Annotated in this window: 29 protein-coding genes and 1 tRNA gene; 4 read left to right on the top strand and 26 right to left on the bottom strand. The window is 47.4% G+C overall.

The features are described from left to right. From F458_RS0116515 to aspS, 13 genes are all read right to left on the bottom strand, one after another. A tRNA-Lys gene (locus tag F458_RS0116515) sits at positions 1–76 on the bottom strand. 243 nt (positions 77–319) lie between these two features. After that, positions 320–1,123, bottom strand: coding sequence for a tol-pal system protein YbgF (gene ybgF / locus F458_RS0116510; protein ID WP_018984549.1), 804 nt, complete (start codon positions 1,121–1,123; stop codon positions 320–322). Next, positions 1,123–1,689, bottom strand: a complete 567-nt coding sequence (gene pal / locus F458_RS0116505) for a peptidoglycan-associated lipoprotein Pal (RefSeq protein ID WP_018984548.1) — start codon at positions 1,687–1,689, stop codon at positions 1,123–1,125. The genes ybgF and pal overlap by 1 nt, the downstream gene beginning before the upstream one ends. A gap of 41 nt (positions 1,690–1,730) precedes the next feature. Further along, positions 1,731–3,059 carry a Tol-Pal system beta propeller repeat protein TolB gene (gene tolB, locus F458_RS0116500; RefSeq protein WP_026294746.1) on the bottom strand — a complete coding sequence of 443 codons (1,329 nt, stop codon included), beginning with the start codon at positions 3,057–3,059 and terminating at the stop codon, positions 1,731–1,733. A 2-nt stretch (positions 3,060–3,061) separates the two neighbouring features. Next, positions 3,062–3,913 (bottom strand): cell envelope integrity protein TolA, encoded by an 852-nt coding sequence (tolA, locus tag F458_RS0116495; protein ID WP_018984546.1) that lies wholly within the window; start codon positions 3,911–3,913, stop codon positions 3,062–3,064. Positions 3,914–3,917: 4 nt separating this feature from the next. Next, positions 3,918–4,340 (bottom strand): protein TolR, encoded by a 423-nt coding sequence (gene tolR, locus F458_RS0116490; protein WP_018984545.1) that lies wholly within the window; start codon positions 4,338–4,340, stop codon positions 3,918–3,920. Positions 4,341–4,367: 27 nt separating this feature from the next. Next, on the bottom strand, positions 4,368–5,057 hold the full coding sequence (tolQ, locus tag F458_RS0116485) for a protein TolQ (RefSeq protein ID WP_018984544.1): 690 nt from the start codon (positions 5,055–5,057) through the stop codon (positions 4,368–4,370). Beyond that, on the bottom strand, positions 5,047–5,445 hold the full coding sequence (gene ybgC, locus F458_RS0116480) for a tol-pal system-associated acyl-CoA thioesterase (RefSeq protein WP_018984543.1): 399 nt from the start codon (positions 5,443–5,445) through the stop codon (positions 5,047–5,049). The genes tolQ and ybgC overlap by 11 nt, the downstream gene beginning before the upstream one ends. 381 nt (positions 5,446–5,826) lie before the next feature. Continuing rightward, positions 5,827–6,837, bottom strand: coding sequence for a Holliday junction branch migration DNA helicase RuvB (gene ruvB / locus F458_RS0116470; RefSeq protein ID WP_018984541.1), 1,011 nt, complete (start codon positions 6,835–6,837; stop codon positions 5,827–5,829). 15 nt (positions 6,838–6,852) lie between these two features. Next, positions 6,853–7,473: a Holliday junction branch migration protein RuvA gene (ruvA, locus tag F458_RS0116465; RefSeq protein ID WP_018984540.1), complete on the bottom strand. Its 621-nt coding sequence runs from the start codon at positions 7,471–7,473 to the stop codon at positions 6,853–6,855. 11 nt (positions 7,474–7,484) lie between these two features. Then, entirely contained in the window at positions 7,485–8,003 is a 519-nt protein-coding gene (gene ruvC / locus F458_RS0116460; protein ID WP_018984539.1) for a crossover junction endodeoxyribonuclease RuvC, read from the bottom strand. A gap of 2 nt (positions 8,004–8,005) precedes the next feature. After that, on the bottom strand, positions 8,006–8,443 hold the full coding sequence (gene nudB, locus F458_RS0116455) for a dihydroneopterin triphosphate diphosphatase (RefSeq protein ID WP_018984538.1): 438 nt from the start codon (positions 8,441–8,443) through the stop codon (positions 8,006–8,008). Further along, positions 8,444–10,207, bottom strand: a complete 1,764-nt coding sequence (gene aspS / locus F458_RS0116450; RefSeq protein ID WP_018984537.1) for an aspartate--tRNA ligase — start codon at positions 10,205–10,207, stop codon at positions 8,444–8,446. It lies immediately after the preceding gene. Between the two features lie 152 nt (positions 10,208–10,359). Here aspS and F458_RS0116445 point away from each other — a divergent pair, with 152 nt between their 5' ends. Next, on the top strand, positions 10,360–11,244 hold the full coding sequence (locus F458_RS0116445) for a DUF72 domain-containing protein (RefSeq protein ID WP_018984536.1): 885 nt from the start codon (positions 10,360–10,362) through the stop codon (positions 11,242–11,244). Here F458_RS0116445 and F458_RS0116440 read toward each other — a convergent pair. The 6 genes from F458_RS0116440 to F458_RS0116410 form a co-directional block, all read right to left on the bottom strand. Continuing rightward, the gene (locus F458_RS0116440) at positions 11,236–12,588 is read right to left on the bottom strand and encodes a sigma 54-interacting transcriptional regulator (protein WP_018984535.1); all 1,353 of its coding nucleotides are present in this window, start codon (positions 12,586–12,588) and stop codon (positions 11,236–11,238) included. The genes F458_RS0116445 and F458_RS0116440 overlap by 9 nt on opposite strands. After that, positions 12,585–13,175, bottom strand: a complete 591-nt coding sequence (locus F458_RS0116435) for a hypothetical protein (protein WP_018984534.1) — start codon at positions 13,173–13,175, stop codon at positions 12,585–12,587. Before F458_RS0116435 ends, F458_RS0116440 begins: the two co-directional genes overlap by 4 nt. Further along, entirely contained in the window at positions 13,175–14,572 is a 1,398-nt protein-coding gene (locus tag F458_RS0116430) for a sensor histidine kinase (RefSeq protein WP_018984533.1), read from the bottom strand. The genes F458_RS0116435 and F458_RS0116430 overlap by 1 nt, the downstream gene beginning before the upstream one ends. A gap of 99 nt (positions 14,573–14,671) precedes the next feature. After that, positions 14,672–14,929 (bottom strand): EF-hand domain-containing protein, encoded by a 258-nt coding sequence (locus tag F458_RS0116425; protein WP_018984532.1) that lies wholly within the window; start codon positions 14,927–14,929, stop codon positions 14,672–14,674. Between the two features lie 204 nt (positions 14,930–15,133). Further along, positions 15,134–17,218: a putative bifunctional diguanylate cyclase/phosphodiesterase gene (locus F458_RS0116415; RefSeq protein WP_018984530.1), complete on the bottom strand. Its 2,085-nt coding sequence runs from the start codon at positions 17,216–17,218 to the stop codon at positions 15,134–15,136. A gap of 56 nt (positions 17,219–17,274) precedes the next feature. Continuing rightward, the gene (locus tag F458_RS0116410) at positions 17,275–17,715 is read right to left on the bottom strand and encodes a tellurite resistance TerB family protein (protein WP_018984529.1); all 441 of its coding nucleotides are present in this window, start codon (positions 17,713–17,715) and stop codon (positions 17,275–17,277) included. Positions 17,716–17,939: 224 nt separating this feature from the next. Between F458_RS0116410 and yciH the strand changes: the two genes are divergently transcribed. The 3 genes from yciH (at position 17,940) to pheA (ending at position 20,550) form a co-directional block, all read left to right on the top strand. Beyond that, on the top strand, positions 17,940–18,266 hold the full coding sequence (yciH, locus tag F458_RS0116405; RefSeq protein ID WP_018984528.1) for a stress response translation initiation inhibitor YciH: 327 nt from the start codon (positions 17,940–17,942) through the stop codon (positions 18,264–18,266). A 57-nt stretch (positions 18,267–18,323) separates the two neighbouring features. Beyond that, a complete protein-coding gene (locus F458_RS0116400; RefSeq protein ID WP_018984527.1) occupies positions 18,324–19,124 on the top strand; it encodes a response regulator in 801 nt (266 codons plus the stop codon). A gap of 244 nt (positions 19,125–19,368) precedes the next feature. Beyond that, positions 19,369–20,550 carry a prephenate dehydratase gene (pheA, locus tag F458_RS0116390; protein ID WP_018984525.1) on the top strand — a complete coding sequence of 394 codons (1,182 nt, stop codon included), beginning with the start codon at positions 19,369–19,371 and terminating at the stop codon, positions 20,548–20,550. Positions 20,551–20,589: 39 nt separating this feature from the next. On the opposite strand, the gene tyrA is transcribed toward pheA, so the two are convergent. From tyrA to rpsP, 7 genes are all read right to left on the bottom strand, one after another. Continuing rightward, positions 20,590–21,756: a bifunctional chorismate mutase/prephenate dehydrogenase gene (gene tyrA, locus F458_RS0116385; protein WP_018984524.1), complete on the bottom strand. Its 1,167-nt coding sequence runs from the start codon at positions 21,754–21,756 to the stop codon at positions 20,590–20,592. Then, a complete protein-coding gene (locus F458_RS0116380; protein ID WP_026294742.1) occupies positions 21,756–22,847 on the bottom strand; it encodes a 3-deoxy-7-phosphoheptulonate synthase in 1,092 nt (363 codons plus the stop codon). The genes tyrA and F458_RS0116380 overlap by 1 nt, the downstream gene beginning before the upstream one ends. Positions 22,848–22,988: 141 nt before the next feature. Then, positions 22,989–23,516: a maltose acetyltransferase domain-containing protein gene (locus tag F458_RS0116375; protein ID WP_018984522.1), complete on the bottom strand. Its 528-nt coding sequence runs from the start codon at positions 23,514–23,516 to the stop codon at positions 22,989–22,991. A gap of 81 nt (positions 23,517–23,597) precedes the next feature. After that, positions 23,598–23,957, bottom strand: coding sequence for a 50S ribosomal protein L19 (gene rplS / locus F458_RS0116370; protein WP_018984521.1), 360 nt, complete (start codon positions 23,955–23,957; stop codon positions 23,598–23,600). Positions 23,958–23,975: 18 nt separating this feature from the next. Beyond that, positions 23,976–24,692: a tRNA (guanosine(37)-N1)-methyltransferase TrmD gene (gene trmD / locus F458_RS0116365; protein ID WP_051085041.1), complete on the bottom strand. Its 717-nt coding sequence runs from the start codon at positions 24,690–24,692 to the stop codon at positions 23,976–23,978. 45 nt (positions 24,693–24,737) lie between these two features. Beyond that, positions 24,738–25,259 carry a ribosome maturation factor RimM gene (rimM, locus tag F458_RS0116360; protein ID WP_018984519.1) on the bottom strand — a complete coding sequence of 174 codons (522 nt, stop codon included), beginning with the start codon at positions 25,257–25,259 and terminating at the stop codon, positions 24,738–24,740. 22 nt (positions 25,260–25,281) lie between these two features. Continuing rightward, complete coding sequence (gene rpsP / locus F458_RS0116355; RefSeq protein WP_018984518.1) at positions 25,282–25,533, bottom strand: 30S ribosomal protein S16; 252 nt, start codon at positions 25,531–25,533, stop codon at positions 25,282–25,284. Between the last annotated feature and the right edge of the window lie 106 nt (positions 25,534–25,639).

Raw genomic sequence — 25,639 nt, 5'->3', positions numbered from 1 at the left:
TGGTGGGTCGTGCTGGATTCGAACCAGCGACCAATTGATTAAAAGTCAACTGCTCTACCAACTGAGCTAACGACCCATCACTTTCCGGTTGTTGCCTGTCTGTGGCAACGGCGGCATATAATACTTATTTCCTGATGCCGTGCAACCCTAAATAGCGTTTTATTTGGTTTTTTTACCAAAAAAGGCGCCAAACGGTCAAAACAACATCAATAGTACTCACCACCCCGTATAAAAAGGCAATGGCGCCGCCTCAATATTAACGGTTAGATATTAACATGCAGAGCACGAACAATCTTATTAATTCAGGACTCTATACACCCTACATGCCGTCTAATTTTGATTCAGCCAAACGCTTGGCAGATGAATTGGGGTACTTTGCAATAACCCTTTCAAAATATTCACGGGCCGTATCGTTATCTTCTTCACGCTGAGCAATAACACCTAATTTGAGCATTGCTTCAGCCCGTTTAGAAGACTGTTCATAGCGGTTTACTACTTCAGAAAACTGCTCTTTTGCCTGAGCCCACTCACGCTTATTGAACAGCAATTGTCCTAACCAATAGTGGGCATTGGCGGAGTACTGACTATTCGGGTAATCGTCAATAAACGAACGAAAAGCAGGGATCGCTTTATCATACTCCCTGGATTTGAGAATCAAATTAACTGCATTGTCATAAGCTTCATCCTCACCCATTGATGGCTGAGACGATGAATCCAACGAGGTGTTATCGCCCCGTGTGGGCCGCTGAGTTTGCTCAGAGGATGCGCCACCACCAGACTGCCCGGTGGACTGCTTCAGAGCCTCAACACGCTTATCAATTTCGAGATACAATTCACGTTGACGTTCAAGCACCTTTTCCAGCTGATTAGTATGAACTTCAACAGAACCGCGTAACTGGTCAATTTCACCCTGCATCGAATCAAGCTGTTGCTGCAGTCGATGCTGCATGTCAGTGCGGCTATCTACCATCCGTTCCAATACAGTAATCCGCTTTTCCAGCTCAGCGGTGCCTGAATTATTGACATCATAAACAGGCGCCTGTGCGAACGCTATCGAAGAAGCGGCTAATGCGGCGCCTGCGGCACCGCCTTTAAGCATGCTTTTTAGCAAGATTTTACGCATTACTGATAAACAACCACGCCACGGCGGTTTTGCGCCATTGCGTATTCAGTGGAACCCATTACTGCAGGTTTTTCTTCGCCGTAAGATACTGTGGAAAGCTGATCGCTGCTTACACCTGCGTTCATCAGGTATGTTTCCACGGCCTGGGCACGACGCTCGCCCAATGCAATGTTATATTCTGGTGTACCACGGCTGTCCGTGTGCCCCTCCACAACGACTTCCTGGTCGGGATTTTGTACGAGAAATTCAGCGTGCTTATCAAGGATCTCACGAAATTCTGGCTTAATGGTAGCGCGATCGAAGTCGAAGTATACTGTTTGCTCTTCTTTAAGTGATTCGAGCTGTTCCTGAACCATTTCTTCCTGACGCTGCATACGCTGCGCAGCTTCAGCCTGTACACGCTGTTCTTCAGCCTGACGAGCCTCACGCTCTGCTTCAGCTTGTTCTTGTGCTACGCGGTTACGCTCAGCTGCCAACTCTTCCTCGCTAGGGCCAGATGAACATGCCATCATGGTCACAACAGGTAAGGCGATAACGAAGCTTCTCATTACTTTGTTAAGTTGCATCTTCTAAATTCCTTATCGATTTTTATAATTAATTTATATCGTTAAAATAAAAACGGTGACCAACTCGGCGATTTAACCTGACCGTCGGTAGCTGGTAACCTTGCCTTGAAGCGACCATCCAATGAGACTAAGGATAATACCTGCGTACCATTGTGCAAGGTGCTATAAATTATCATGCTGCCATTAGGCGCGATACTGGGCGACTCGTCCAGATATGTCCGGGTCAGAACCTGGATAGAACCATCATCCAGTCCTTGCCGGGCGATTCTGTAATCACCTTTAGTCCGGTTTACCAAGACCATGGCTTTGCCATCAGGGGTCATGGTGGCGCCTAAATTCTGTTCTCCTTCAAACGTCTGACGTCTGACTTTCCCTGTTCCTAAATTTACGCGATAAATCTGAGGTTTACCACCCCGTTCAGAGCTAAATATTAAGCTCTTACCGTCTGGTGACCAGGAAGGTTCGGTATCAATGGCGCGATTTCGGGTAATTCGCCGCAGATCTTTAGAAGCAATGTCCATAACGTAAATTTCGGGGTTACCATCTTTCGACAATACCATTGCTAGTTTTTCGCCATCGGGAGAAAAAGTTGGCGCACCATTAATACCAGCAAAATCCGTCATCTTTTCCCGTTTCATTGTGTAAATATCCTGAATGAATATCTGCGGCCGTTTGTTTTCGAAACTAACATAAGTAAGCTTCTCCCCGTCTGGTGACCAGGATGGTGACATAAGGGGTTCCGGCGAGGATAAAAGACGGGTCTCGTTTTCTCCGTCGTAATCAGCGATAACAAGTTGGTAAGGTAATTTATTTGCTTTACGATCCTTAACCACAACATAGGCAATACGGGTTAAAAACGCGCCGCGCTCGCCGGTAAGCTCTTCATACACAACATCAGAAATACGATGAGCATACTGACGAAAATCTGTTGCATTGATAACCGCCTCGCGCTTAACGATGACATGTTCATTTTTGCGCTTAGCCCCGGCGTTCTGGCCCCGCAATACATCAATCAACTCATACCGAACCTTATAGCGGTTGTTGCCTTGTTGCTCGATACTGCCTACTAAAACGGTATCAATGCCTTTTGAGGCCCACCCTGAATAACTTACCTCATCAGCGCTAGACGGATATTGCGGCATGTTATCGGGTGCCATAGGATTAAACTTACCACTACGCATAAGATCAGCGCGAACCACTGTAGCGAGTTCTCCGGGAAGTTCGCCATTGCCCTTCCAGCTAAACGGCACTACACCGATGGGCCGAGCATTATCCACCCCTTCGGTAATCACAATTTCTAATGAAGCATGCGCACTGCTGGTGATTAACACCAGAGCCGTTACCAGCCATAATCGTATCGTTTTTTTGATCACTACAGTTCCACCGTTAAATTAATATCTTTAAGTTCCTGATAGACATCCGGGTCATCTGACATGGGTAACTTATCAGGCCGACGCACTGCCGCTTCTGCAGCGCGGCACAATGCCGGGTCACCGCTTAACGTCTGAACCCGGGTAACAAAACCCGTGGTTGCAAGCCGTATATTAAGCCGGCATCGTTTACCTTCGTAAGAGGAATCTTTGTACAGCCCCTGAATTATCTTTTGCTGAATAAGCGCTCGGTATCTGTCTTTTTCAGATAGAACCTGCTGGCGATGCCGTTGTCGTTGGGCCGCTTCCTCTGCTTCGCGCTGTTCTCGCTCAATCCTTTCCTGTTCAGCTCTTTGCTCAGCTTCTTTTCGTTTACGTTCAGCCTCGGCTTTTTGTTGTGCCTCACGCTCTTTGCGCTCTTTAGCTTTTTGCGCCGCCAGACGTTTTAATTCTTTTTGCCGCCTGGCTTCTGCTTCACGGGCCTTGCGGGCTTCTTCAGCTTTTCGCTGTTTAGCTGCCTGCGCTGCGCGTTGTGCATTTGCCTTTCGCTGACGCTCTGCTTCAGCCTGACGAGCCGCTTCCGCCGCTTCACGCTGGCGGCGAGCTTCAGCCTCTGCCTTAGCCTGGGCTTCTGCCTGCGCCTTTTGTTTATCAGCAATAGCCTGAGCGTCGATAAAGGTTGCCTGAATCACTGGCTTGCTAGGCGCTGGTGAAGGCATAGGATCCGGTGAAAAACTGACGCTTATAAGTAACACTGCAGCAATTGCCACATGCACACCAACCGACTTAAGCAGCGCCGACTTATCATCCGGCCAGTGTGCTTTGCGAAAAAAGGACGGTCTTTTTTTGGGCATACGACTATGACTCAACCGGGTCAGTCATCAAACCAACAGAAGGCACACCCGCATTTTGCAATAATACCATCAGCTCGATAACTTTATCGTAAGCAACCTTACCATCACCTTTCACCACTACCGGAGTGTTGGGAGCTTGTTTAAGTTGTTCCTGAACCACTGCAGCTAAGTCTTCGCCGGCCACCGGTGAGTCCTGAGTATCACCAACGTTAAGATAAAATTTTCCTTCTACATCCACCGATGCAATCAACGGCGGAATATCTTCCTGCTCTATTGGCTGCGCACTGGCCTTGGGCAGGTCAACTTTCACGCCCTGTGAAATCAGTGGTGCTGTCACCATAAATATAATTAATAATACCAACATCACGTCGATGTATGGCACTACGTTTATTTCGGACACCGGTCGACGGCGTTTGCGAATATACATGCTAAACTCCTGGGTGAACGAGAATTCTCAACTGGCCTGCTGGTTTTGTGCCGCAATGGCCTGACGGTGCAGAATTGCCGAGAACTCTTCCATGAAGTTGCCGTAGTTGTTTTCCATTTTTTCTACCTTATTGCTAAAGCGATTGTAGGCAATAACAGCGGGAATGGCGGCAAACAGACCTATTGCAGTGGCAATCAACGCCTCTGCGATGCCCGGTGCCACCATCGCCAATGTAGCCTGCTGTACTTCACCAAGCGCAATAAATGCGTTCATAATGCCCCACACAGTACCAAATAAGCCAATATAAGGACTTATAGAGCCAGCGGTGGCAAGAAATGGTAAATGATTTTCCAGTCCATCGACCTCGCGAGACATGCGTACTCGCATAGCACGATACGTACCATCAACAATGCCATTGACGGCAGTATTACCTTTGCGCAGACGCACAAACTCTTTGAAGCCAGCACAAAAGATTGCTGACATGCCGGTAAGATTAGAACGGGCAGACAACTCCTGATATAAACGATTTAAATCTGCACCAGACCAAAACTTGTCTTCAAACTGATGCATTTCGGTTTTTGCCGCTTTTAATGCTTTTGTTCGCTGAAAGATAAATGTCCAGGATGCCACCGATACACCCATTAGCAGTAACATGACCAACTGCACCACAAAGCTGGCCTGTAAAAACAAACCAATAAAGGTCAAATCAGATTCCACGCGATAAATCCCCTAATAAAGTACGTGGCATTTTTTTGGCTTTCATTTTGACCTGATCCACGCACGCAACCCTAATATCAGCGCCGACTAATCGATCGCCGCTTTCATTTTTTATTTCCTGGTGAAACACCATGCTAGCGCCTTTCAATTCTACAATCTGAGACTCAATACTCAACAACTGATTGAAGCGGGCAGGCGCATAGTTATGCATTTCGACCTTTTTGACGACAAAAGCTACGGATTGTTCCAGCAGCCTGTCCTGTTCATAGCCTAATTCCCGCAGCCATTCTGTTCTGGCGCGTTCAAAAAACTTTAGATAATTAGCATAATAAACAATACCTCCGGCATCGGTATCTTCGTAGTACACTCTGACCGACCATTTATGCATAGATATTCTTCCAAGCCTAATATAATTAATATGAAGTAAAGATTAAAAAAACGTGGCTGGTAGTAGAACAATCAGAAAATGCCGCGTCAAGCCGCTATAGACAGTAAGTTAGTACATAATTCGAAATTATTTAACAGTCAATTAACAGATTAGTTTTTTTAATCTGAAAATAAAATTTTCCTCAGTTGCCTACGCCAATATCTTCTTTATAATGCGCGTCATCTGTCACACAGACATCAAGGCTTCCAGCCTGATGGTTGAGTTTTTTCTCCTGTTAGACATGAGTTCCCTGGAATTATTTCCTTCAACACTTGTTGTTTTAGCCCGTTCATTTGAGCGGGCTTTTTTTATGCCGGGAAAAATTTATAATTAGCGATGAGGCTAGCGCGGCGCTTCTATCGGAAAACCGAAGTGTAGAAAGGCCCGTTGCTGAACAATACGTCCGCGGGGCGTACGTTGTAAAAAGCCCTGTTGGATTAAAAAAGGTTCGATAACATCTTCAATGGTCTCTTTTTCTTCACCGATAGCCGCTGCCAGATTATCCAACCCTACTGGTCCCCCATCAAATTTTTCAATGATAGCCAGCAGAAGCTTGCGGTCCATATAATCAAAGCCTTCCTTATCAACATCAAGCATATTCAATGCTGATGCCGCCACCTCGGCATTAACATGACCATTTGCTTTGATTTGCGCAAAATCGCGCACCCGTCGTAAAAGACGATTGGCAATTCGCGGCGTTCCGCGAGAACGCCTGGCTACCTCAAGTGCACCTTCTTCATCTATATCAAGATTAAGGTAATGTGCGCTGCGACTGATGATCGTCGTCAGATCGGCGACGGAATAAAATTCTAAGCGCTGAACAATACCAAAGCGGTCGCGCAACGGCGACGTTAGGGACCCGGCGCGCGTAGTCGCCCCTACCAGGGTAAAAGGAGGCAAATCCAGCTTGATAGAACGGGCAGCAGGCCCTTCACCTATCATTATATCGAGCTGGTAATCTTCCATGGCAGGATAAAGAATTTCTTCAACGACTGGACTTAACCGATGAATCTCATCAATAAACAACACATCGTTACGCTCAAGGTTGGTCAGTAATGCCGCCAGATCACCCGCTTTTTCCAGCACAGGCCCGGAAGTGGTTTTAATATTCACGTCCATTTCATTAGCCACAATATTTGCCAGAGTGGTTTTCCCCAGCCCCGGCGGACCAAAAATCAGCAGATGATCGAGGGCGTCCTCTCGGTTGCGCGCTGCCTGAATGAATATTTCCATTTGCTCGCACACATGCTGCTGCCCGGTATAGTCACAGAGCATTTTGGGCCGTATCGCCCGGTCAACAACATCGTCTTCGGTGCTGGCTGAGGCATCAATAAGTCGGTCGGCTTCAATCATGCTTACATTTTCCGGTTACAGCGCAGCTTTCAGCGCTTCTCTGATAATAGTTTCACTGTCCATGTTGCTTTGATACACGCCCGTCACCATTTTACTGGCCTGCGCAGGCTTATAACCCAACGAAACCAGTGCGCTGGCAGCTTCCTCTCTGGCATCGTTCAGTGGTACCAGGGTTTCTCCGGCAGTATTTTCCATAGGCAGTGTTGGCAGTGAAACATCGTGTGACTTGCCAAATTTTGCCAGCCGATCTTTAAGCTCCACCACCAGCCGCTCGGCGGTTTTTTTGCCTATACCCGGCATCGCTACCAGGGCAGAAACATCTTCGTTTTGGACCGAATTCAAGAATTGACTGGCAGACATGCCTGATAAAATAGTCAAACCCAGCTTGGGTCCGACCCCATTTGCTTTTATAAGCTCACGAAACATACCACGCTCCATTTTATCGGCAAAACCAAACAATAACTGGGCATCTTCTCTGACCACAAAATGGGTATGTACCGTGACTTCTTCGCCGACGGCCGGCAGTTGATAAAAACTGGTCATGGGCATCTGAATTTCGTAACCGACACCAGCCACATCAATAACTATCTCTGGCGGTTGCTTTTCGATAAGCGTGCCGCGAATCTGACCTATCATATCCTTCCCTTTTAACGGAGCCGGCCACGCACAGTCTTTCTTGCCTGTCCGGCCAGCTTAACTAAACTTTGTTCTGAATGTGCATGGCACAGCGCCACTGCCAGCGCATCGGCGGCATCAGACTGGGGGGTTCCGGGTAAATCAAGCAAGTGTTTAACCATATGCTGAACCTGCGTTTTTTCTGCCCCGCCCTTGCCCACTACTGCCTGCTTTATTTGTCGCGCTGAATACTCTGCAACAGTTAAGCTTGCCTGAGTAGCAGCCACGATAGCAGCCCCCCGGGCCTGTCCAAGCTTAAGCGCCGAGTCTGGGTTTTTAGCCATAAAAACCTGCTCTATCGCAAACTGCTGGGGCTGATACTGACGAATGATCTCACTGACACTGGTAAACACCTGGGCAAGCCGCTCCGGTAATTGTTCAGCTTTCAGGCGTATACACCCACTGCCCACGTAAACCAGCTTGCCCTGGCGACGGGCAATTAATCCGTAGCCTGTAACACGGGAACCTGGATCTATACCCAGTATAATCATTATTATTGGTCCGGTACAAATGCCTTAACAGCATCTTTATTGGTGTGCGACCACAATCTGTCTATGGCCTGCTCTTTCGATAACCATGCATAAGCAGAATGCTCAGTCAGCCTTAACGGGCGTGTGCTGTCTACCTGAGCGGTAAAAACATGCTCAGTATTGAAACGCGTGCCTGGAGGATAGCGATAGCGCCAGCATGGTCGGATTTCAAATGTATTGGTAGTGCGTTGGTCCACAATTTCCTGACGTTCGCGACTCAGCTGATAACCGGTTTCTTCTGCAACTTCGCGATAAGCAGTTTGCAATGCCGACTCACCGTACTCGATAGTGCCGGTCACAGATTGCCAGAATTCAGCATCATCATTGCGTTGCATAACGAGTACGTGGTGGCGCAGGTCATACAGCACCACCAGAACGGACTCGGGACGTTTTAGTGGCATTTACTCACTGGCTTTTTTAACAACGTCAATCGCCAGGTCAGCCAATTGCTGCGGGTTTGCCGGACTGGGCGCATGAGTTAACGGACAGGCCGCGGTGGTTGTTTTCGGAAAGGCCATCACATCTCTGATTGAGGTCGCACCAGTCATTAGCATGACCAGTCTGTCTAATCCAAAGGCCAGACCGGCGTGCGGTGGCGCGCCAAACTGCAGCGCTTCAAGCAAGAAGCCAAATTTATTTTGCGCCTCTTCTTCATTGATGCCCAGTACAGTGAATACCGCCTGCTGCATTTTCTGCTCATGAATCCGCACTGAGCCACCACCCAGTTCAACCCCGTTTAAAACCATATCGTAGGCATCAGATAATGCCTCGACCGGGTTGTCTATTAGGCCCTGGGCGTCGACATCCCTGGGGGCAGTAAACGGATGATGCAGAGCGTGCATCTGTCCATCGACTTCCTCGAACATTGGAAAGTCCACAACCCAGAGTGGTTTCCACTCACCCTCCAGTAAATCAAAGTCTTCACCCAGCTTCAGACGCAACGCCCCCATTGCTTCAGTGACCACCGTGTTGTTGTCTGCACCGAACAGCAAAATATCGCCTTGTTCAGCACCAGTGCGAGCGATGATTGCATCTGTGATATCTTCACTTAGGAATTTAAGGATAGGTGACTGCAGTCCTTCCTGCCCCTCGGCCATGGCGTTAACCTTGATCCAAGCTAACCCTTTCGCGCCATAAATACCGGCAAATTTGGTGTATTCATCAATCTGCTTGCGGGACATGCCGGCGCCGCCAGGCACGCGAATAACTGCGACGCGCCCCTTCGGATCGGTTGCCGGACCGCTGAAAACTTTAAATTCAACAGACTCCAGTAAATCTGCTACATCCACCAGCTCAAGGGGGTTACGTAAGTCCGGTTTGTCGCTGCCAAAACGCTGCATAGCCTCTGCGTAGGTCATTCGCGGGAAATCGCCCAAATCAACGTTAAGCATTTTCATGAACAAATCACGAATCATTCCTTCGGTGATTTGCATAACGCCATCGGCATCTAAAAACGTGGTTTCCAAATCTATCTGGGTAAATTCGGGCTGACGATCAGCACGTAAATCTTCATCCCGAAAACATTTTACGATTTGATAGTAGCGATCCATACCTGACATCATCAACAACTGCTTAAACAGCTGAGGTGACTGTGGCAGCGCAAAAAACTCACCTTTGTGGGTACGGCTTGGCACCAGATAGTCGCGGGCACCTTCAGGGGTGGCCTTGGTCAGAATTGGCGTTTCAATATCCAGAAAACCATCATCTTCCAGGTAACGACGCACCGCGGCAGTAACCTGGGCCCGAAACTGAAGACGCTGACTCATTACTGGTCTGCGCAGATCCAGGTAGCGATAACGTAAGCGTTGTTCTTCTGAATTATCCTGATTCCAATCAAGCGGCAAGGCGGGTGACTTGCTGAATATCTCAAGACCGGTGCCAAGGATCTCTATACGGCCTGTGCGCATGTTGTCATTGACTTGCCCATCCGGACGAGCTCGCACGTTACCGGTAAGTTTGACACAAAACTCACTACGCAATTTGTTTGCTTCTTCTAATACCTCGGGTAAGTCGGGGTCAAAGACCACCTGAACGATACCTTCCCGGTCTCGCAAATCGATAAAAATCAAGCCGCCTAAATCGCGACGCTTATTCACCCACCCGCAAAGAGTGACTTCCTGCCCTACATAAGATGAATCGATATTCCCACAGTAATCTGTGCGCATGGTGGTTGACCCCTGGTTGTTGTTACTTTGCTGTCACCGGACTGCCTGTTATCCGTTCAATCAGTAACGGTTGAAGAAAAAGCTATCGGGCAATCAGTCGCTATATGTCAAAATAAGGCCGCATAGTATAAACAAATGCGTTTTAAAGCCCAATGACAAATCAACATTTCAATGACGCCGGTTCGCTGGCCCCGCTTTATTTGGGGTTGCCCGTATGGCAACACACCACATGGCCCTCGCAATGGTTCGGCACGCCTGATGCGCGCCAACAAGGGCTTGAATACTATTCAGACAAACTTTCCAGCGTTGAAGGTAACAGCCCTTTTTATGCCTTACCCGATGAAGCAACCTGTAAACGCTGGTATGACGCTGTACCTGCAAATTTTAAGTTCACGTTTAAATTGAATCAGCAAATAAGTCACACTGACAATATTTTGTTGCAGCAGGACAAACTGGAAGAACAGCTTCTGGTCATGCGTCACCTGAAAGAAAAACTAGGCTTGCTAATGCTGCAACTACCTGCTTCATTTTCGCCTGAAAGACTGCCTGAACTTGCGCAATTTATGGCACGCTGGCCAGCCGATATAACTCTTGCTGTGGAGCTTCGTCACCCGGCATTTTTTAATAAGGGGTCTGCCGAGCAACGCGTCAACAGATTGTTGAAAACGCACGGCGTAAATCGGGTAATGATGGATACCCGGGCCCTGTTTAGCGGCGTGTCACTCAGTGAGGCAATGACTGAGGCCAGAGAAAAGAAACCACGCCTGCCGTTACATGTCTGGGCCAGTGCCAAACATCCGGTCATCAGGTTTGTAGGGCATGATGACGATACGCTGAATCAGCGCTGTCTTGCGCCCTGGGTGAAAAAATGCCATCAGTGGCGGGAACAGGGCATTTCACCCTACCTTTTTCTTCATCGTGCAGACAATAAAAATGCGCCGTGGCTGGCGCACCTGTTTATTACTATGTATAACACCGCCTACCCAGAGTGGAAGCTGCCGGATATTGGTGTTAACCAACAACGCGGACTATTCTAGCGCATTGCGAAAATCGCCCGCATCAAGTTCATGTTTTTTCATCAATTTGTGCATGTCGGTGCGGTTGCGTCCGGCCAACTCTGCCGCCCGGGTAACATTGCCGTCAGTCATTTTAAGCAATTTGTACAAATACTGTTGCTCAAATGCATCACGGGCTTCAGTCAGTGTAGGCCAGCTTTGCTTGGTTGCTGATAAGGCCTGTTCCACCAGATGCAGCGGAATAACCGGTGTTTGGGTTAACGCCACGCACTGCTCCACCACATTGACTAACTGACGCACATTACCGGGCCAGTCAGACTTTACCAGATGCTGCATAGCATCATCGGAAAACTGCGTTACATTGACCCCGTGTCGCTGACCACTTTGCTGGAGCAACGTGCGCGCTAATAGTGGGATATCTTCACTGCGCTCTTTCAAGGAAGGCAGTTTCAGGTTTACCACGTTCAACCGATAATACAAGTCTTCACGGAAGGTGCCCTCTTCCATTTCTTTATGCAAATCTTTATGGGTGGCCGATATAATACGCACATCAATATCGATATGTTTACTGCTGCCCACCGGCCTTATCTGACGCTCCTGCAACGCGCGTAAAAGTTTAACCTGCAGCGTCATTGGCATATCGCCTATTTCATCAAGAAACAATGTGCCGCCATCGGCTTCACGGAATAATCCCGGTGCCGCCTGAACAGCGCCGGTAAACGCACCTTTGGCGTGGCCGAACAGCTCCGACTCCAGTAAGTTTTCCGGCAATGCACCACAATTAATAGCGACAAAAGGCATTTGAGAACGTGTACTGGCTCGATGTATCGCATTGGCCAGCAACTCTTTACCTGTTCCGCTGGCACCGCTAATCAGCACCGATACTTCGCGCTGGGCAATTCGATAAGCCTGGTCCAGCACATTAGTCATTTCCGGGGCCCGGGTAATGATATCCTGGCACCATTCACCCGGTTGGGCGGCCTGGGACTGACTAAGTGCTTTATTTAGCAGAGTGCGCAGCTCATCATGATCCACCGGCTTAGGCAAAAAGCCAAATACGCCGCGCTGGGTCGCAGCTACCGCATCAGAGATTGTGCCATGCGCTGTCATCAAAATAACCGGGATATCTTTACGGATCCCCATAATTTCTTCAAACAGGTTCAACCCATCCAGACCCGGCATACGCAGGTCACTTAATACAACATCATACTCTTCACTACGGATTTTTTTTAACGCAGCCTGGCCATCTTCAACGGCGGTCACATTGAACCCTTCACCCTCAAGACGAATCGTTAATAACCGTAATAGACTTTTGTCATCATCTACCAGCAATAGTTGCGGGTTAGCTTTTACTGTTTCACTCACTGCTGGTTACCTCGATTTTTATCCATCAATGTGGCTTCTACTTCTAACAACTCTTCTAATTTTTTGCGCTGCGCTTCGAGCTCTTCCTTGAGTGCCTGGGTGTCCTGCGCTTGTTCGGCATTCACCTTATTTAATACAACCAGCGCAGATTCTAACTCAAGCATTTCGCTATTAGGCGCGATAACCATCGTTTCCACCAGCGGCGCTACATTTTCCTGCAATTTTGGTTTAACCGAACTTAACCAGTGCTGAGCCCGAAGTCTGTCCTGATAAGGAGTATCTACCGGCAGCGATAATAAAATTTTAGTCAGTGTGTCGGGCACCGAATCACCCAACTGCATAATCGTTTTTTTACGCTCTGGCCAGCTGGTCTTCTCAGCATTGACCCAAACACCTGCCCAATATAAAAAATCACATTGATGAGCAAACGTTATCTGGTCAGGCGAAACCAGACAAAAGTCGTCACTGTCATCAATTATTACCACAGGTTGAGGCTCATTTTCCTGAACTTCTTCAGGCTCTGCGCCTGGCAATCCCGCACACCCTGTCAATACTGCCAGCAAAGGCAGCAAAAATAACTTTCTCATTATTGTTTTACCTCACGCGGGATAGTTACTCTGAAACATACATCGGCATTTTCAACCTCGACAACAGACACCTCTCCATGCATTAATTTTGCGCAGTCTGATACTATCGATAAGCCTAACCCGGTTCCAATCACATTATCATTGCGGGGATCGTCGCCCCGCGTAAAGGGTTCAAATAAGCGTTTGACCGCTTCTTCTTTAATTCGTTTACCTCTGTTAGCCACATCCAGTACGGTGTATGCACCTGTTTCGTAAATCGACAGATTTATTGGCCGGCCCACTGCACCATGAGCCACCGCGTTAGAAATCAGGTTATCCAGAATACGTCGATACAACTCTTCATCCACCCAGATACTACTGGTTCTGATATCTACGGTAACTTCTCGGTCCTGCAAGGCGAGCGCATAGTCCTCCAGACAATCTTTAACCATCTGGTCTGGATCCACGTCGGTGAAAGTGGGCTGTGCCTGTTGCAATAACAGATTATAATCTAAAAGTTTCTCAACAAGGGTATTTAATCGCTGCGTGCTGGACGTTAACAGAGAAAGCACTTCGACCTGCTGAGCATTCAGATCGCCAACAACATTCTCAGACAATAAGCTGCAGCCCTCTTTTATACTTGCCAAGGGAGTCTTCAATTCGTGGGCAGCATGGCGTAATAAGGCAGTACGAATGTGTTCTAATTGCTGCAGCCGATCAGAAAGCCAATGGAGATCCTTTTCTACACCGATAAGCTCGGACGGCGCATGGGTAGAAAGGGGCGGTAGCTCGCCCTGCTGGCGAGCCAGCATACGTATTATCAGCTTAAGTTTCTTAACCGGGTTTACAATAAGCTGGCTACCCAGCAAAATTAACAACAAGGAGACACTGACCAGCATAGCCGTGGACCAGGCCTGCTTGGCCTGCATAGCATTAAGATCTTCCTGTTGAATGGCCAGACGTTGCTGGATTGCTGTATCCACATCCTGACGCATTGCAGACACGTTATTACCCAAAGAATTCAGATAGGCACTCAACAACATTGTATCATCAATGTTGCGAAAGGTTTTAAGCTGAGTGATATCTTTTTTTAGCGTAGTGCAGGTACTGCTTTGTGGCAGAGATTCACAAATGGCTCTTAATGCATCAATAAATTGCACAATGGCGTTGTCGCTCAGATCGGCGACGGTTTCATTTTGAATAATTGCATACTGGCGCAGCGCACGCTCAAGATCGATGGCGGCCTCATCCAGTTGTTGCATCAGCCCGACCACATTCACCACATAGCGGGTTTCGACGCTCGTCATTTTGCCTACTTTGGCAAGATCATTTTGACTTTGCCAAAGCAACGCAATCAGCGGAATCAGCGCTAATACAAAGCTACCCAGTGTTAATTGTCGTAAAGAACCCAGTCGCACTGCTTACTCTCTGATAGTAAAACGGCCATTGAGAATGGCACACCCCAGAATTGCGAGCAAGTCAGACAGATACGTCGTTGCCTCATAATTCCCGCTAAATCAAGATTGTGTTGACACCTTCGCCATATATTCACCTTCGGCCAACTCTTTTTCACTGAGCTTACCGTCACCATTACGGTCCATAGTGGCAAAACGCCGTAGTAATCGGGTGTCGCTGATCGCCTCTTTAAGCGATACCTGACCATCCATATCTACATCTAACCTGGCAATGGTATCGTTTTTTGCACCGGCGTGTGCCAGTGATTGTACTGCGATGGCTGCGCATATGACCAATAACAGTTTATTTGTACGTTTCATGATTCCTCCTGCTTCAACATCACCAACCGTGAACGCTGGCGTATTAAATGCTGACTGAAATAAGCCCGGCGGCTTACTAACTATGCATTCAGCAGAAACCGTGCCATCAATAAAAACTCTTCTTTATCATATACATGAACATTTACTAAACATAGCTTTGCATGTTGCTGTTGCAAAATGCCAACACGCTCAGCCACAGAATCATTATTGAACAGAATTGTCATATGAGGATGTTCGGCCAGGGAAGGTAAAACGCTCGGGCAGCGCCGCGACGTCTTCTAAGGGGATAGGTTTACTGAAAAGATAGCCCTGAACATGGTCACATCCGTGATCAAGGAGATACTCCCATTGACTAACGCACTCAATTCCTTCAGCGCAAATCGTTAATGACAATCGTTTGGCTAAATCAATAATTGAATTAGTCACCAGACGACTTCGCTCAGATGTCTCCAGCTCCCTGACAAACTGGCGATCAATTTTAAGTGTGTCTATGGTAATTTGAGTCAGGTAACTCAGCGATGAATAGCCTGTCCCGAAATCGTCCAGGGCGATGGCACAACCCATGTTACTCAGACGACGAAAAAACTTATTGGCAAAAGCAAAGTTTTCCAGATAAGCCGATTCTGTCACTTCAAATTCAATGTACTCTGGATTGACCTGCTGTTCGGTAAAAATGCTATGTATCATGTCAAACAATCCAAGATGACGTAAATCATGGCCGGATAAATTGATAGCCACCCGAAACTTATACGTAAAGATTGATTGGAGCAGCGGCAGTTCTGCACTAACGCGCTCAATGACCCATTTAGTGATCGCCGAGATTCTTCCGCTTTGTTCTGCAATGGGAATAAATTCAGCCGGGTTAATCATACCAAACTCTGAATGATGCCACCGGATAAGTGCTTCAAACCCCACCAGTGTGCCATCTTTAGCCACCTTCGGCTGGTAGTATAAAACAAACTCGTTCTCGGCCAGTCCCTGGTCAATACTATTAGCAATAGACAGCTTGCGCTTGTGAGATTCGACCATTTCATTGGTGAAAATAGTATAAATCCCCCGCCCTTTCGCTTTTGAGCGATACATTGCAAGATCAGCATTACTCATCAGCTGGCTTAACTCAAAGCTGGCTTCTGAAGCTTTGGCGATGCCGATACTCACGCCCACTGTCAGCGCCAGACCACGAAAATGAAACGGGTCGCGAAAAGCGTCAATAACACGGTTAGCCAAATTTTTAAGGCTAACATCGGTGACATCACGATCAGGAACAATGATAAACTCGTCTCCGCCTAAGCGTGCCACCAGATCACCATCTCTTAGCATTGTTGTAACTCTTTCTGCCACTTCAATCAGAATTAAATCGCCAATTTCGTGGCCCAGGGAATCATTGATTCCTTTAAATCCATCGAGATCAAAAAATAACAGCGCGATATCTTTTTCTAAACGCTTGGCACGGGCAAGCTCCAGGCGTAAGTTATCCATCACAAACTGACGGTTAGGCAAACTGGTAAGGCTGTCAAAGTTTGCCAGGTGCGTCATGGTCTGTTGTTGCTCGATGAGTGTTTGATTTTGTTCCTGATTGATAGTCAGCTCTGCTTCAATTGCATCAAGCAGCGTATTAATATGCGCCGCCAGCTGGCCGACTTCGTTGGCAGAGCGTGCGTCAAAGCGTTGTGTGTAATCTTTGGAATAACTCAATCGTTGGGTGAAAGCCGAAAGCTTACTTAAGGGAGTCAGCCAGCGGTCTAGTAATACCAGTGCCACCGCGATAGTCAGTAAAAGTGCCACGGCAACAAATGGCAAAACATGCAGCATAAGAGTTTGCCAGCTATTACTAACAGGGGTTTCGACATCATTAACGATCATCAGATAGCCTACTTTAGTGTCATCATTGATGATATGACGTGTGGCTATAAGTTTGTCATCCATAGAAAAGGTGGCAGGCGACTGGGTTAGCAAGTCAGATAGCGGCACAGAGGTGTTATATTCGGCACGCCCCTGTTCGTAAATTAACTCGCCGGCAGAATTGTAAACCCGGGCTTCCAGAATGTGCTGATAAGATGCAAGTGTTGCCAGCTCTTGCCTGAGCTGTTCGGTAGGCGGCACAGAGCTTACCAATACACCGGATAACTCGTCAGCCAGATTGGCAGTTAATACATTAAGATCCTGTTCAACGGAAGCCGTATAAAGCCTTTCGTGTTCTTTAATGGTAAGCCACATCGCCAGAATAGACGTTATCACTACGGCACTGACAAGCGTGAGCGCGATGGGTACTTTTATCGTTCTTAACAAAATGTCGACTGCCTTGTTCCCTGACACTCCCTGTCTGACTGGCTATTGCGCAGAGTTTAAGAATCGGTGACAGAAAGTTTTGTTTTAATAAACTGGCTGTGGGGAATATACAGCAAATCCGCAATACGCCTGATTGTATGTTCTTCCATAGGCGCAAGTGAATTATCCGCATACGCTATTTCCCACAGGCTCGTTAAGATAACCTTTTTCTTATCATTGTCACAACTTTCATTAATTACCTGTGTAAACTGCACCAAATCGACGGCTTCTTCAGCGGTCTGTTCCCCCTCACTCAGCAAGCTTTCCAATGTACTCTGGTCCAACGAGAACTGACGTTGCACTATTTCGCGATAAGCTTGCTTTTCCCGTTCGTCAGTATTGTTATCGGCCCGAATAACCTCACTGAGCAAGGCTGCTGTAGCCAACTCTACCGAAAATGTTTGATTTTGCCCTTCATCATTAGAGCGCTTAAATAATTCTACAACTGATTTCAACATTCACGACTTCCTATTATTAGTTCTGCTACCTTTTTACGACCATACGCGAATAAGGTTTGTTCATTGATAAGTTAACAGAACCGGCATTGTTGCAACTTTCGGTTTCAACAACCTATTTGATCTTAAATAATCACAGTTCCAGCAAGCATTTCCGTAAGCCGGTTAAAATTTAACGCAGTTTCTATCATAATAGAGTGATTTCATTTACTAGTCGGATAAAATCTATGAACGATTCCAAGCTTGTTTACAGCACAGATACCGGTCGCATAAAACACGATGATACCAGGCCGTCTCCCCGATCCCTGTCAAGTGACGGCGTAGTAAGAATTAGCCGTGAAACAAAAGGACGCAAAGGTAAGGGCGTTTCTATTGTGACGGGATTAGATATGGATGCAAAAGCATTGAAGTCTTTATGTTCCGAGCTTAAGAAAAAATGTGGCTGCGGTGGCGCGGTTAAAGACGGTGCCATAGAAGTACAGACCGATGATCGCGAAAAGCTCAAAAGCTTACTGCAGGCAAAACATTTTACCGTTAAACTTGCAGGCGGATAAGCATCCTTCATGCAATTTAACTAAAAATACCGCTAACACTACAAGTGAGATATTTCGATGGAAAAGCTGTCAATTCAAGATCTTCACATTGTGCTGGTCGAGCCTTCTGATACTCAGCGTAAAATTATTACCACTTTGTTGCTCAAGGAAAAAGTCAAAGAAATTGATCCGGTAAGTACGCTGGCTGAAGCTAAGGCAGCGATTAAAGCGCATGGCGCAGACTTAATTGTCAGTGCTATGTACTTTGAGGATGGCACGGCCAATGAACTGCTGCGTTTTGTTAAAGAGCACCCGGACCATGCCAGTATTCCATTTATGCTGATTTCCAGTGAGAACCGGTTAAGCAAACTTGAAGAACTCAAACAGGCTGGTGTTGCAGCAATACTGCCAAAACCGTTTGAGCCACTTCATCTGTCACGAGCACTCAATGCCAGCCTGGATTTAATAAATCACGATGAACTGAACCTGGAATTATTTGATGTAAGAGAAGTTCGCGTACTGCTGGTGGATGATAGCCGCCTTGCCCGCAATCATATCCGGCGAGTGCTTGAAGGCATGGGGCTGGAAAGAATTCGGGAAGCTGAAAATGGGGCCATGGCGTTGACACTGATTAAAGACGAGTCATTCGATCTGGTTGTCACTGACTATAATATGCCAGAAATGGACGGCAGAGAATTATCCGAGTTTATTCGCTTTAATCCGGCAACAGCGCATATTCCCATTATTATGGTGACGTCAGAGTCTGCCGACAGTGCGCATATGACCAATATCCAGCAAACCGGGGTTAATGCGTTATGCGATAAACCCTTTGAACCTACGGAAGTCCGCGCCATGCTTGCGGCATTGTTAGGTGAATAACAGGCTGCTCGTTATCACAAATAATGCTACGAGCAAATATAAACAGGCACTTTAACTGTCAATCATTTGTAAAAATTGGTTGACAGCTGCACGTCGGATAAATACAGTCATAAAATGAACATCATACGCACCAGCACATTCTTTTTTGATTTTATCACCTTCAATTGAGGGAGGATGTGTTATGTGCAAAAAAACCTCCCGCACCGGGAGGTTTTTTTTTGGCAAAACTGAGAGTACGTAATTCATGACGATACCGGCTTTAGATGCTGTCCGCGCACGGATTTCCGAACTGGATAGTGAGCTGCTCAGCTTACTGGCTGAGCGCAGAAAACTTACGAACGAAGTAGCAGAGACAAAAATCGCGCAACAGATCCCTGTGCGCGATGTTAAGCGTGAAGAACAGCTTTTGATCCACCTTATCAAACAGGGACAGGAGAAAGGGTTAGATCCACATTATGTCACCCAGGTTTTTCATGTCGTAATAGAAGACTCGGTCCTTAATCAACAGGCAATGTTGGCAGAGCGCGCGAACCCTGGTAGTACGCTGCCGCTGAATCGGGTGGCGTTTTTAGGCGATAAAGGTTCGTATTCATACCTGGCAACGCAGAAGTATTTCTCTCGGCGGCCCGGAGAGTTACTGGAAATAGGTTGTCAGAGTTTCAGCGAAATTGTCAAAAAAGTGGAGCACGCGGAAGCCGACTATGCAGTCTTACCTATCGAGAACACCAGCTCTGGCAGTATCAATGAAGTTTACGATCAGTTACAGCATACTGAACTGAGTATTATTGGCGAACTTACCCATCCGATTCGTCATGCCCTGCTGGTGGCTACGTCCACCCAGCTGGATAAGATAAAAACCCTTTATGCGCACCCCCAGGTATTCGCCCAGTGTAGCCATTTTCTTGCGGAGTTGGGTAATGTCGAGGTAAAAACCATCGACAGTACATCCTCGGCTATGCTTAAAGTTAGTGAGCTCGACCGCGAGGACGTGGCGGCAATAGGAAGCGAAGCGGGTGGAAATCTGTATGGCTTAAGTGCAATTAAATCGAACCTTGCGAATCAAAAAGAAAACCACAGTCGTTTTATTGTGGTAGCCAGACAACCTGTGGCCGTGCCATTGCAGGTACCGGCTAAAACCACACTTATTATGTCTACGGTACAAAAGCCTGGTTCCCTGGTTGAAGCGCTGATGGTGTTAAAAGATCATGATATTAATATGACTAAACTGGAGTCGCGGCCGATGCCGGGCAATCCTTGGGAGGAAATGTTTTACCTGGATGTGGAGGGAAATACCGCTGACGGCCCGCTACAATGTGCAATCGACGCGCTTAGAAAAATCACCCGCTATTTGAAAGTGCTGGGCTGTTATCCTTCAGAAGAAATCAGCCCGACAAAAGTTGCTGCTGCCAGTGCGATAATGCCCTGAATAGCTTATCTGGTGTGACAAACAGGCACGTACTAGTGCCTATTTGCGCAACAATTGGCCATCATCGGCTTTTAACAACAGTTGCTTGCTGTCTACCAGACAGCGATTTGAATAGTTGCCGAACCACTTACCTACCCGGCTGAACCTTTCTGCAAAACCCTGTTTATCGCCCGCTTCTAATAAACGCAATGCATCACCAAAACGCTGATGAAAACGTTGTAATAACTCGATATTGTCAGGATTATCAAAAATAATATCAGCATAGAGCTCTGGTGACTGAGCAAACAGACGGCCTACCATCGCCAGTTCAAGGCGGTAAATGGGTGAACTAAACTGCGTTAACGTCTCAAGATCCGGGTTTTCCTCACGCAGATGCTCACCATACACGAAGGTGTTGAAGTGACGCATTACCTGAATATAGGCCATGGCTTCATCATGTTCAGCAGCCTTGCTGTGATGCAGCGTGGCGCCCCAGGTTATCATTTGATCCATCAGCCACTGATAGGCCGCGGGATCTCTTCCCTCAGTAACCACCACAACCTGTTTTATCATACCCGGTGCATCCGGTCCGAACATGGGATGCAAGCCCACCACAGGGCCATTATGTGCCTTAAGCATGGCAGTCAGGGGCCGATTCTTAATACTGGTAACATCTGCCAGTAAGCAGTCAGGTTTTAGCATCGTCAGATTAGTAATAACCTGCTCGGTGATGTTGATGGGCACTGCGACAATGACAGCGTCAGCAACGCGTAGCCTTGCCGATGCAGACCCCGTTGACCAGTCTTCTTTCTCAACGACGTAAACGGTGTAGCCACTTTTACGGAACAGTGAGACAAAAACTTTACCCAATGCACCGTTACCGCCGATAATTACAACGTCACCAATGCCTGGGTTTACACAGCGATAACGATTGTTCTGCGTATGGTAAGATTCACGCATTATCCGCCGTAGCAGGTCTTCGACCAAATCCGGCGAGACCCCACTGTCTTCAGCTTGTGCGCGGCGTGAGGCGATAAGACGTTTTTCGCGCTCAGGTACATAAACCGGCACACCTGAATCGGCTTTAATCCGGCCAACCTCCGTAGTTAATGCTGCCCGTTTTGCCAATAGCTCAACCAATTGAGAATCCAGCTCATCGATGCCCTCGCGCAGCTCATCCAGTCGTTGCGATGTACCGGTTAGGTGCTCATCATTTTTCTGGACCATCAGGCGACCTGCGTGCGCTTATCCTGGCGCATAGGCAAAACGGTAATCAACCGATCTCGCATTTGTGTCAGTAGTTGTTCAGTGGTCTCCCAGTCTATACAACCATCTGTAATAGATACGCCGTATTCAAGTTCTTCGGGTGTTTTACCATCCGCCTTCTGATTGCCGGCATTAACATGACTTTCCAGCATCACGCCGATAATCGATTGATTACCTTCCAGGATTTGGTTAACCACATTTTTGGCGACCAGCGGCTGGCGGCGATAATCCTTACTGGAATTTGCATGACTGCAGTCAACCACCAACCCTGCTGTAAGACCGGCTGTAACTAACTCCTGCTCACAGTCACTTACACATACTGAGTCATAATTTGGTTGTTTGCCGCCACGTAAAATAATATGGCCATCAGGGTTACCTTTAGTACCTATAATACTCACCTGCCCCTGTTTATTAATGCCCATAAAACGGTGTGGCGATGCAGCCGATTTCAATGCGTTAATAGCAATCCCGAGGCTACCGTCGGTACCATTTTTAAAACCCACAGGCATGGACAAACCGCTGGCCATTTCACGGTGCGTTTGTGACTCGGAGGTTCTGGCACCAATTGCACTCCAGCTAAATAATTCTGCCAGATATTGTGGACTAATCGGATCCAGGGCTTCTGTAGCCACAGGCAACCCCAGTTCAGCCAGCCAGATAAGCAGCTCTCTGGCACGACGCAACCCGGTTTCTATATCGAAGGTGCCGTCAATATGCGGATCATTAATCATGCCCTTCCAGCCGGTGGTCGTGCGCGGCTTTTCAAAATAGACCCGCATAACTATAAACAATGTATCTTTGCATGCCTCATGCATTTCTTTTAACCGCAACGCATAATCTTTTGCTGCATCAATATCGTGAATTGAACAAGGTCCGCAAATGACAAGCATGCGGTGGTCGCGGCCATGAATAATATCCGAAATCGTGTTGCGCGCTTCCGATATAGCACCTAGCGCGGCATCTGAAACCGGCAGAGAGTGGCTCAAATCCTCAGGTGTTACCAGCACATCTTCAGTACTGATGTGTACATTATTAACAGTATCTTTAATCATAAAATTACTCATTCAAAAAACCGTCAGCGCCTAATGTAAATATTACGATACAGCACCAAACTCTAATCAGGACGGAGGATATTGACTTTTTATCAATTTATTTATATGCGCGCAACCATTGTTTGCTCACCCTTGTTGTTATTACGATGAATGACTAGCCGATATACAGGGCACAAGTTGGTAATCCGGCACTACAGAATTATCGGCCAATACAGCCCCAGGCAATACAGTAACCTGGGCTCCTAACCGAACATTATGACCTATGACCACCGGCGTTGCCTGTTGCCAGCCGGCTGAGCGTTGCTGTGCATTATGATGGTGGCTGACGGTAGCGATGACCGTTCCCTCGCCGATACTGACATTATTGCCGAGTGTGATTGACGCTGCATCCAGCATCACCACATTGTCACCCACTGCCAGGTGGTGTCCGGCATAAATATTACAGCCATAGTCACAGTAAAACCCTGTGCCCAGTTCAACGGAGCAAATATGGGGTAATAACTGATGAATAAGTTGTTTACGCTGCTGCTCATCCGGTTGCGTGCTAATTGCATAACACAGTGCTTTGACAGCCTGACGCGCCTGCCTCAGTGGTTTAGCTGAGGTCTGGTACCATCGCCCGCTTTGCATCTGCTGCCCGATAGGCGTACTCATCAGTCTGTCATTCATTCTTACTGGCTTCCTAAAACGAAAAAAGCCCGCAATCTGCGGGCTTTTGAAAAGTTAACAATAACGCAAGGATTAGTAATCTTAGTTAAGCTTTTCTCTGATACGTGCAGATTTACCTGAACGCTCACGTAGATAGTAAAGCTTAGCACGACGAACCGCACCGCGACGTTTCACTTCAATTGAAGAAACTGCGGGGCTGTGTGTTTGGAAAACACGCTCAACGCCTTCGCCGCTTGAAACTTTACGAACGGTAAAAGACGAGTGAAGACCACGGTTACGCTTAGCGATAACAACGCCTTCATAGGCCTGGAGACGCTCTTTGTCACCTTCGGTAACACGAACTTTTACACTAACTGTGTCGCCTGGGCCGAACGCAGGAACATCAGTTTTCAACTGTGCTTGTTCTATATTTTTGATGATATCTTGACTGACTTTGCTCATCATATCCTCTCGTCCTAGTTAACTGTCATCTTGCCGCAGCTGCAACTTGAATTTTTCAAGCAGTTGCTGCTGCTCCTCAGTCAGAGCTAGGTGATTTAACAATTCAGGGCGACGCTGCCAGGTTCTACCCAGCGATTGCATAAGTCGCCACTGCCTGATTTTTTCGTGATCACCACTTAACAACACAGGAGGAACTGTTTTCCCGTCGAGCATCTCAGGCCGCGTGTAATGCGGACAATCCAATAACCCGTCGGTGAATGAATCTTCTGTGGCAGAGCACTGGTGACCCAATACACCGGGAACTAGCCTGGCGACTGTATCCATAAGGACCATCGCCGGTAACTCACCGCCACTAAGCACATAATCACCAATTGAGACTTCTTCGTCTACCTGGTCTTCGATTACGCGCTCGTCGATTCCTTCATAACGACCACAAATTAAAATTATGCGGTCGGACTTGGCCAGCCTTGTTGCACCTGCCTGGTCCAGTTTCTTACCCTGTGGGGATAAGTAGATAACCTTGCTATTTTCTCCGCCAGCCTGTTTGGCTGCCGAAATTGCGTCGGTTAAAGGTTTTACCATCATCAACATCCCCGGACCACCGCCATAAGGACGATCGTCGACCGTACGGTGACGGTCATGGGTATAATCTCTGGGATTAAATGTATCGACTGCAAGTAATCCTGATTTTACTGCTCTGCCTATCACACCCTGCTGGGTGAACGGGCCGAACATTTCAGGAAAAATACTGACAATGCCGAACCATTTATTCGCGGTCACTTAAAACCCCGGGTCCCAGTCGACGGTAATTACTCTACCTTCTTTGTCTACCGTTTGAACGACTTCGTCCATTACAAACGGTACTAATCTTTCTTTTAGACCGAATGCATCTTTCGCGTTGGCTTTGACCTGAATAATGTCATTCGCCCCGGTATTAAATACATCCTTAACCACACCCAAATCGTAACCTTGCGTTGTTACCACCTGCATGCCAGTTAGCTCGCGCCAATAGAACTCATTGTCATCGAGTTCAGGCAATTGATTGGCTAAAATTGTGATATCGAGATTTTTGATGCGCTCGGCGTCATCCCGCGTCTCAATACCTTCAATTTTTGCAACCAACACTTTGCCATGCGGTCGCCATTGGTCTAATTGATATTCCTTACCATCCCCCAGTAGCCAGGGGCGGTAAGCGAAAATACCTTCTGGTGTATCGGTATAAGTATTGATTTTGACCCAACCTTTTACGCCGTGAGGCGCGCCAATTTTGCCAATAATCACTTTGTCAGACGTTTGACTCATTTATACCCACCACTTGAGCAGCTTACGCTGCAGCTTTTTTTGCTTCTTTTACCAGGCTGTTCACGCGCTCTGATAAGCTCGCGCCAACACCAACCCAATAATCAACACGTTCCAGATCAAGGCGAAGACGCTCTGACTGACCTTGTGCAGTTGGGTTGAAGAAACCGACGTTTTCGATGAAACGACCGTCTCTTGCGCGGCTGCTTTCAGCCACAACAACTTGATAAAATGGACGCTTTTTCGCGCCGCCACGCTGTAAACGAATAGTAACCATAAGTGCCTCAAACTCGTTGTAGCGTTACTGTCAACTTTACCTTCCCGCTTTGCATATAACGCGATGCAGGTTTGGAAGGCCGCGGAATTATACGTATATCAGACTA

The sequence above is a fragment of the Salinimonas chungwhensis DSM 16280 genome, from assembly GCF_000378185.1.
In the GTDB taxonomy this organism is placed as follows: domain Bacteria; phylum Pseudomonadota; class Gammaproteobacteria; order Enterobacterales; family Alteromonadaceae; genus Alteromonas; species Alteromonas chungwhensis.
The sequence above is the reverse complement of the archived record's forward strand: the minus strand, read 5'-3'. Positions and strand labels throughout refer to the sequence as shown.

Bases quoted from the DNA above. Each gene is read 5' to 3' on its own strand.
- ybgF (WP_018984549.1), bottom strand. From the start codon at position 1,123: ATGCGTAAAATCTTGCTAAAAAGCATGCTTAAAGGCGGTGCCGCAGGC.
- pal (WP_018984548.1), bottom strand. From the start codon at position 1,689: ATGCAACTTAACAAAGTAATGAGAAGCTTCGTTATCGCCTTACCTGTT.
- tolA (WP_018984546.1), bottom strand. From the start codon at position 3,913: ATGCCCAAAAAAAGACCGTCCTTTTTTCGCAAAGCACACTGGCCGGAT.
- tolR (WP_018984545.1), bottom strand. From the start codon at position 4,340: ATGTATATTCGCAAACGCCGTCGACCGGTGTCCGAAATAAACGTAGTG.
- ybgC (WP_018984543.1), bottom strand. From the start codon at position 5,445: ATGCATAAATGGTCGGTCAGAGTGTACTACGAAGATACCGATGCCGGA.
- ruvB (WP_018984541.1), bottom strand. From the start codon at position 6,837: ATGATTGAAGCCGACCGACTTATTGATGCCTCAGCCAGCACCGAAGAC.
- ruvA (WP_018984540.1), bottom strand. From the start codon at position 7,473: ATGATAGGTCAGATTCGCGGCACGCTTATCGAAAAGCAACCGCCAGAG.
- ruvC (WP_018984539.1), bottom strand. From the start codon at position 8,003: ATGATTATACTGGGTATAGATCCAGGTTCCCGTGTTACAGGCTACGGA.
- nudB (WP_018984538.1), bottom strand. From the start codon at position 8,443: ATGCCACTAAAACGTCCCGAGTCCGTTCTGGTGGTGCTGTATGACCTG.
- aspS (WP_018984537.1), bottom strand. From the start codon at position 10,207: ATGCGCACAGATTACTGTGGGAATATCGATTCATCTTATGTAGGGCAG.
- F458_RS0116445 (WP_018984536.1), top strand. From the start codon at position 10,360: ATGACAAATCAACATTTCAATGACGCCGGTTCGCTGGCCCCGCTTTAT.
- F458_RS0116435 (WP_018984534.1), bottom strand. From the start codon at position 13,175: ATGAGAAAGTTATTTTTGCTGCCTTTGCTGGCAGTATTGACAGGGTGT.
- F458_RS0116425 (WP_018984532.1), bottom strand. From the start codon at position 14,929: ATGAAACGTACAAATAAACTGTTATTGGTCATATGCGCAGCCATCGCA.
- F458_RS0116410 (WP_018984529.1), bottom strand. From the start codon at position 17,715: ATGTTGAAATCAGTTGTAGAATTATTTAAGCGCTCTAATGATGAAGGG.
- yciH (WP_018984528.1), top strand. From the start codon at position 17,940: ATGAACGATTCCAAGCTTGTTTACAGCACAGATACCGGTCGCATAAAA.
- F458_RS0116400 (WP_018984527.1), top strand. From the start codon at position 18,324: ATGGAAAAGCTGTCAATTCAAGATCTTCACATTGTGCTGGTCGAGCCT.
- pheA (WP_018984525.1), top strand. From the start codon at position 19,369: ATGACGATACCGGCTTTAGATGCTGTCCGCGCACGGATTTCCGAACTG.
- tyrA (WP_018984524.1), bottom strand. From the start codon at position 21,756: ATGGTCCAGAAAAATGATGAGCACCTAACCGGTACATCGCAACGACTG.
- F458_RS0116380 (WP_026294742.1), bottom strand. From the start codon at position 22,847: ATGATTAAAGATACTGTTAATAATGTACACATCAGTACTGAAGATGTG.
- F458_RS0116375 (WP_018984522.1), bottom strand. From the start codon at position 23,516: ATGAATGACAGACTGATGAGTACGCCTATCGGGCAGCAGATGCAAAGC.
- rplS (WP_018984521.1), bottom strand. From the start codon at position 23,957: ATGAGCAAAGTCAGTCAAGATATCATCAAAAATATAGAACAAGCACAG.
- trmD (WP_051085041.1), bottom strand. From the start codon at position 24,692: ATGTTCGGCCCGTTCACCCAGCAGGGTGTGATAGGCAGAGCAGTAAAA.
- rimM (WP_018984519.1), bottom strand. From the start codon at position 25,259: ATGAGTCAAACGTCTGACAAAGTGATTATTGGCAAAATTGGCGCGCCT.
- rpsP (WP_018984518.1), bottom strand. From the start codon at position 25,533: ATGGTTACTATTCGTTTACAGCGTGGCGGCGCGAAAAAGCGTCCATTT.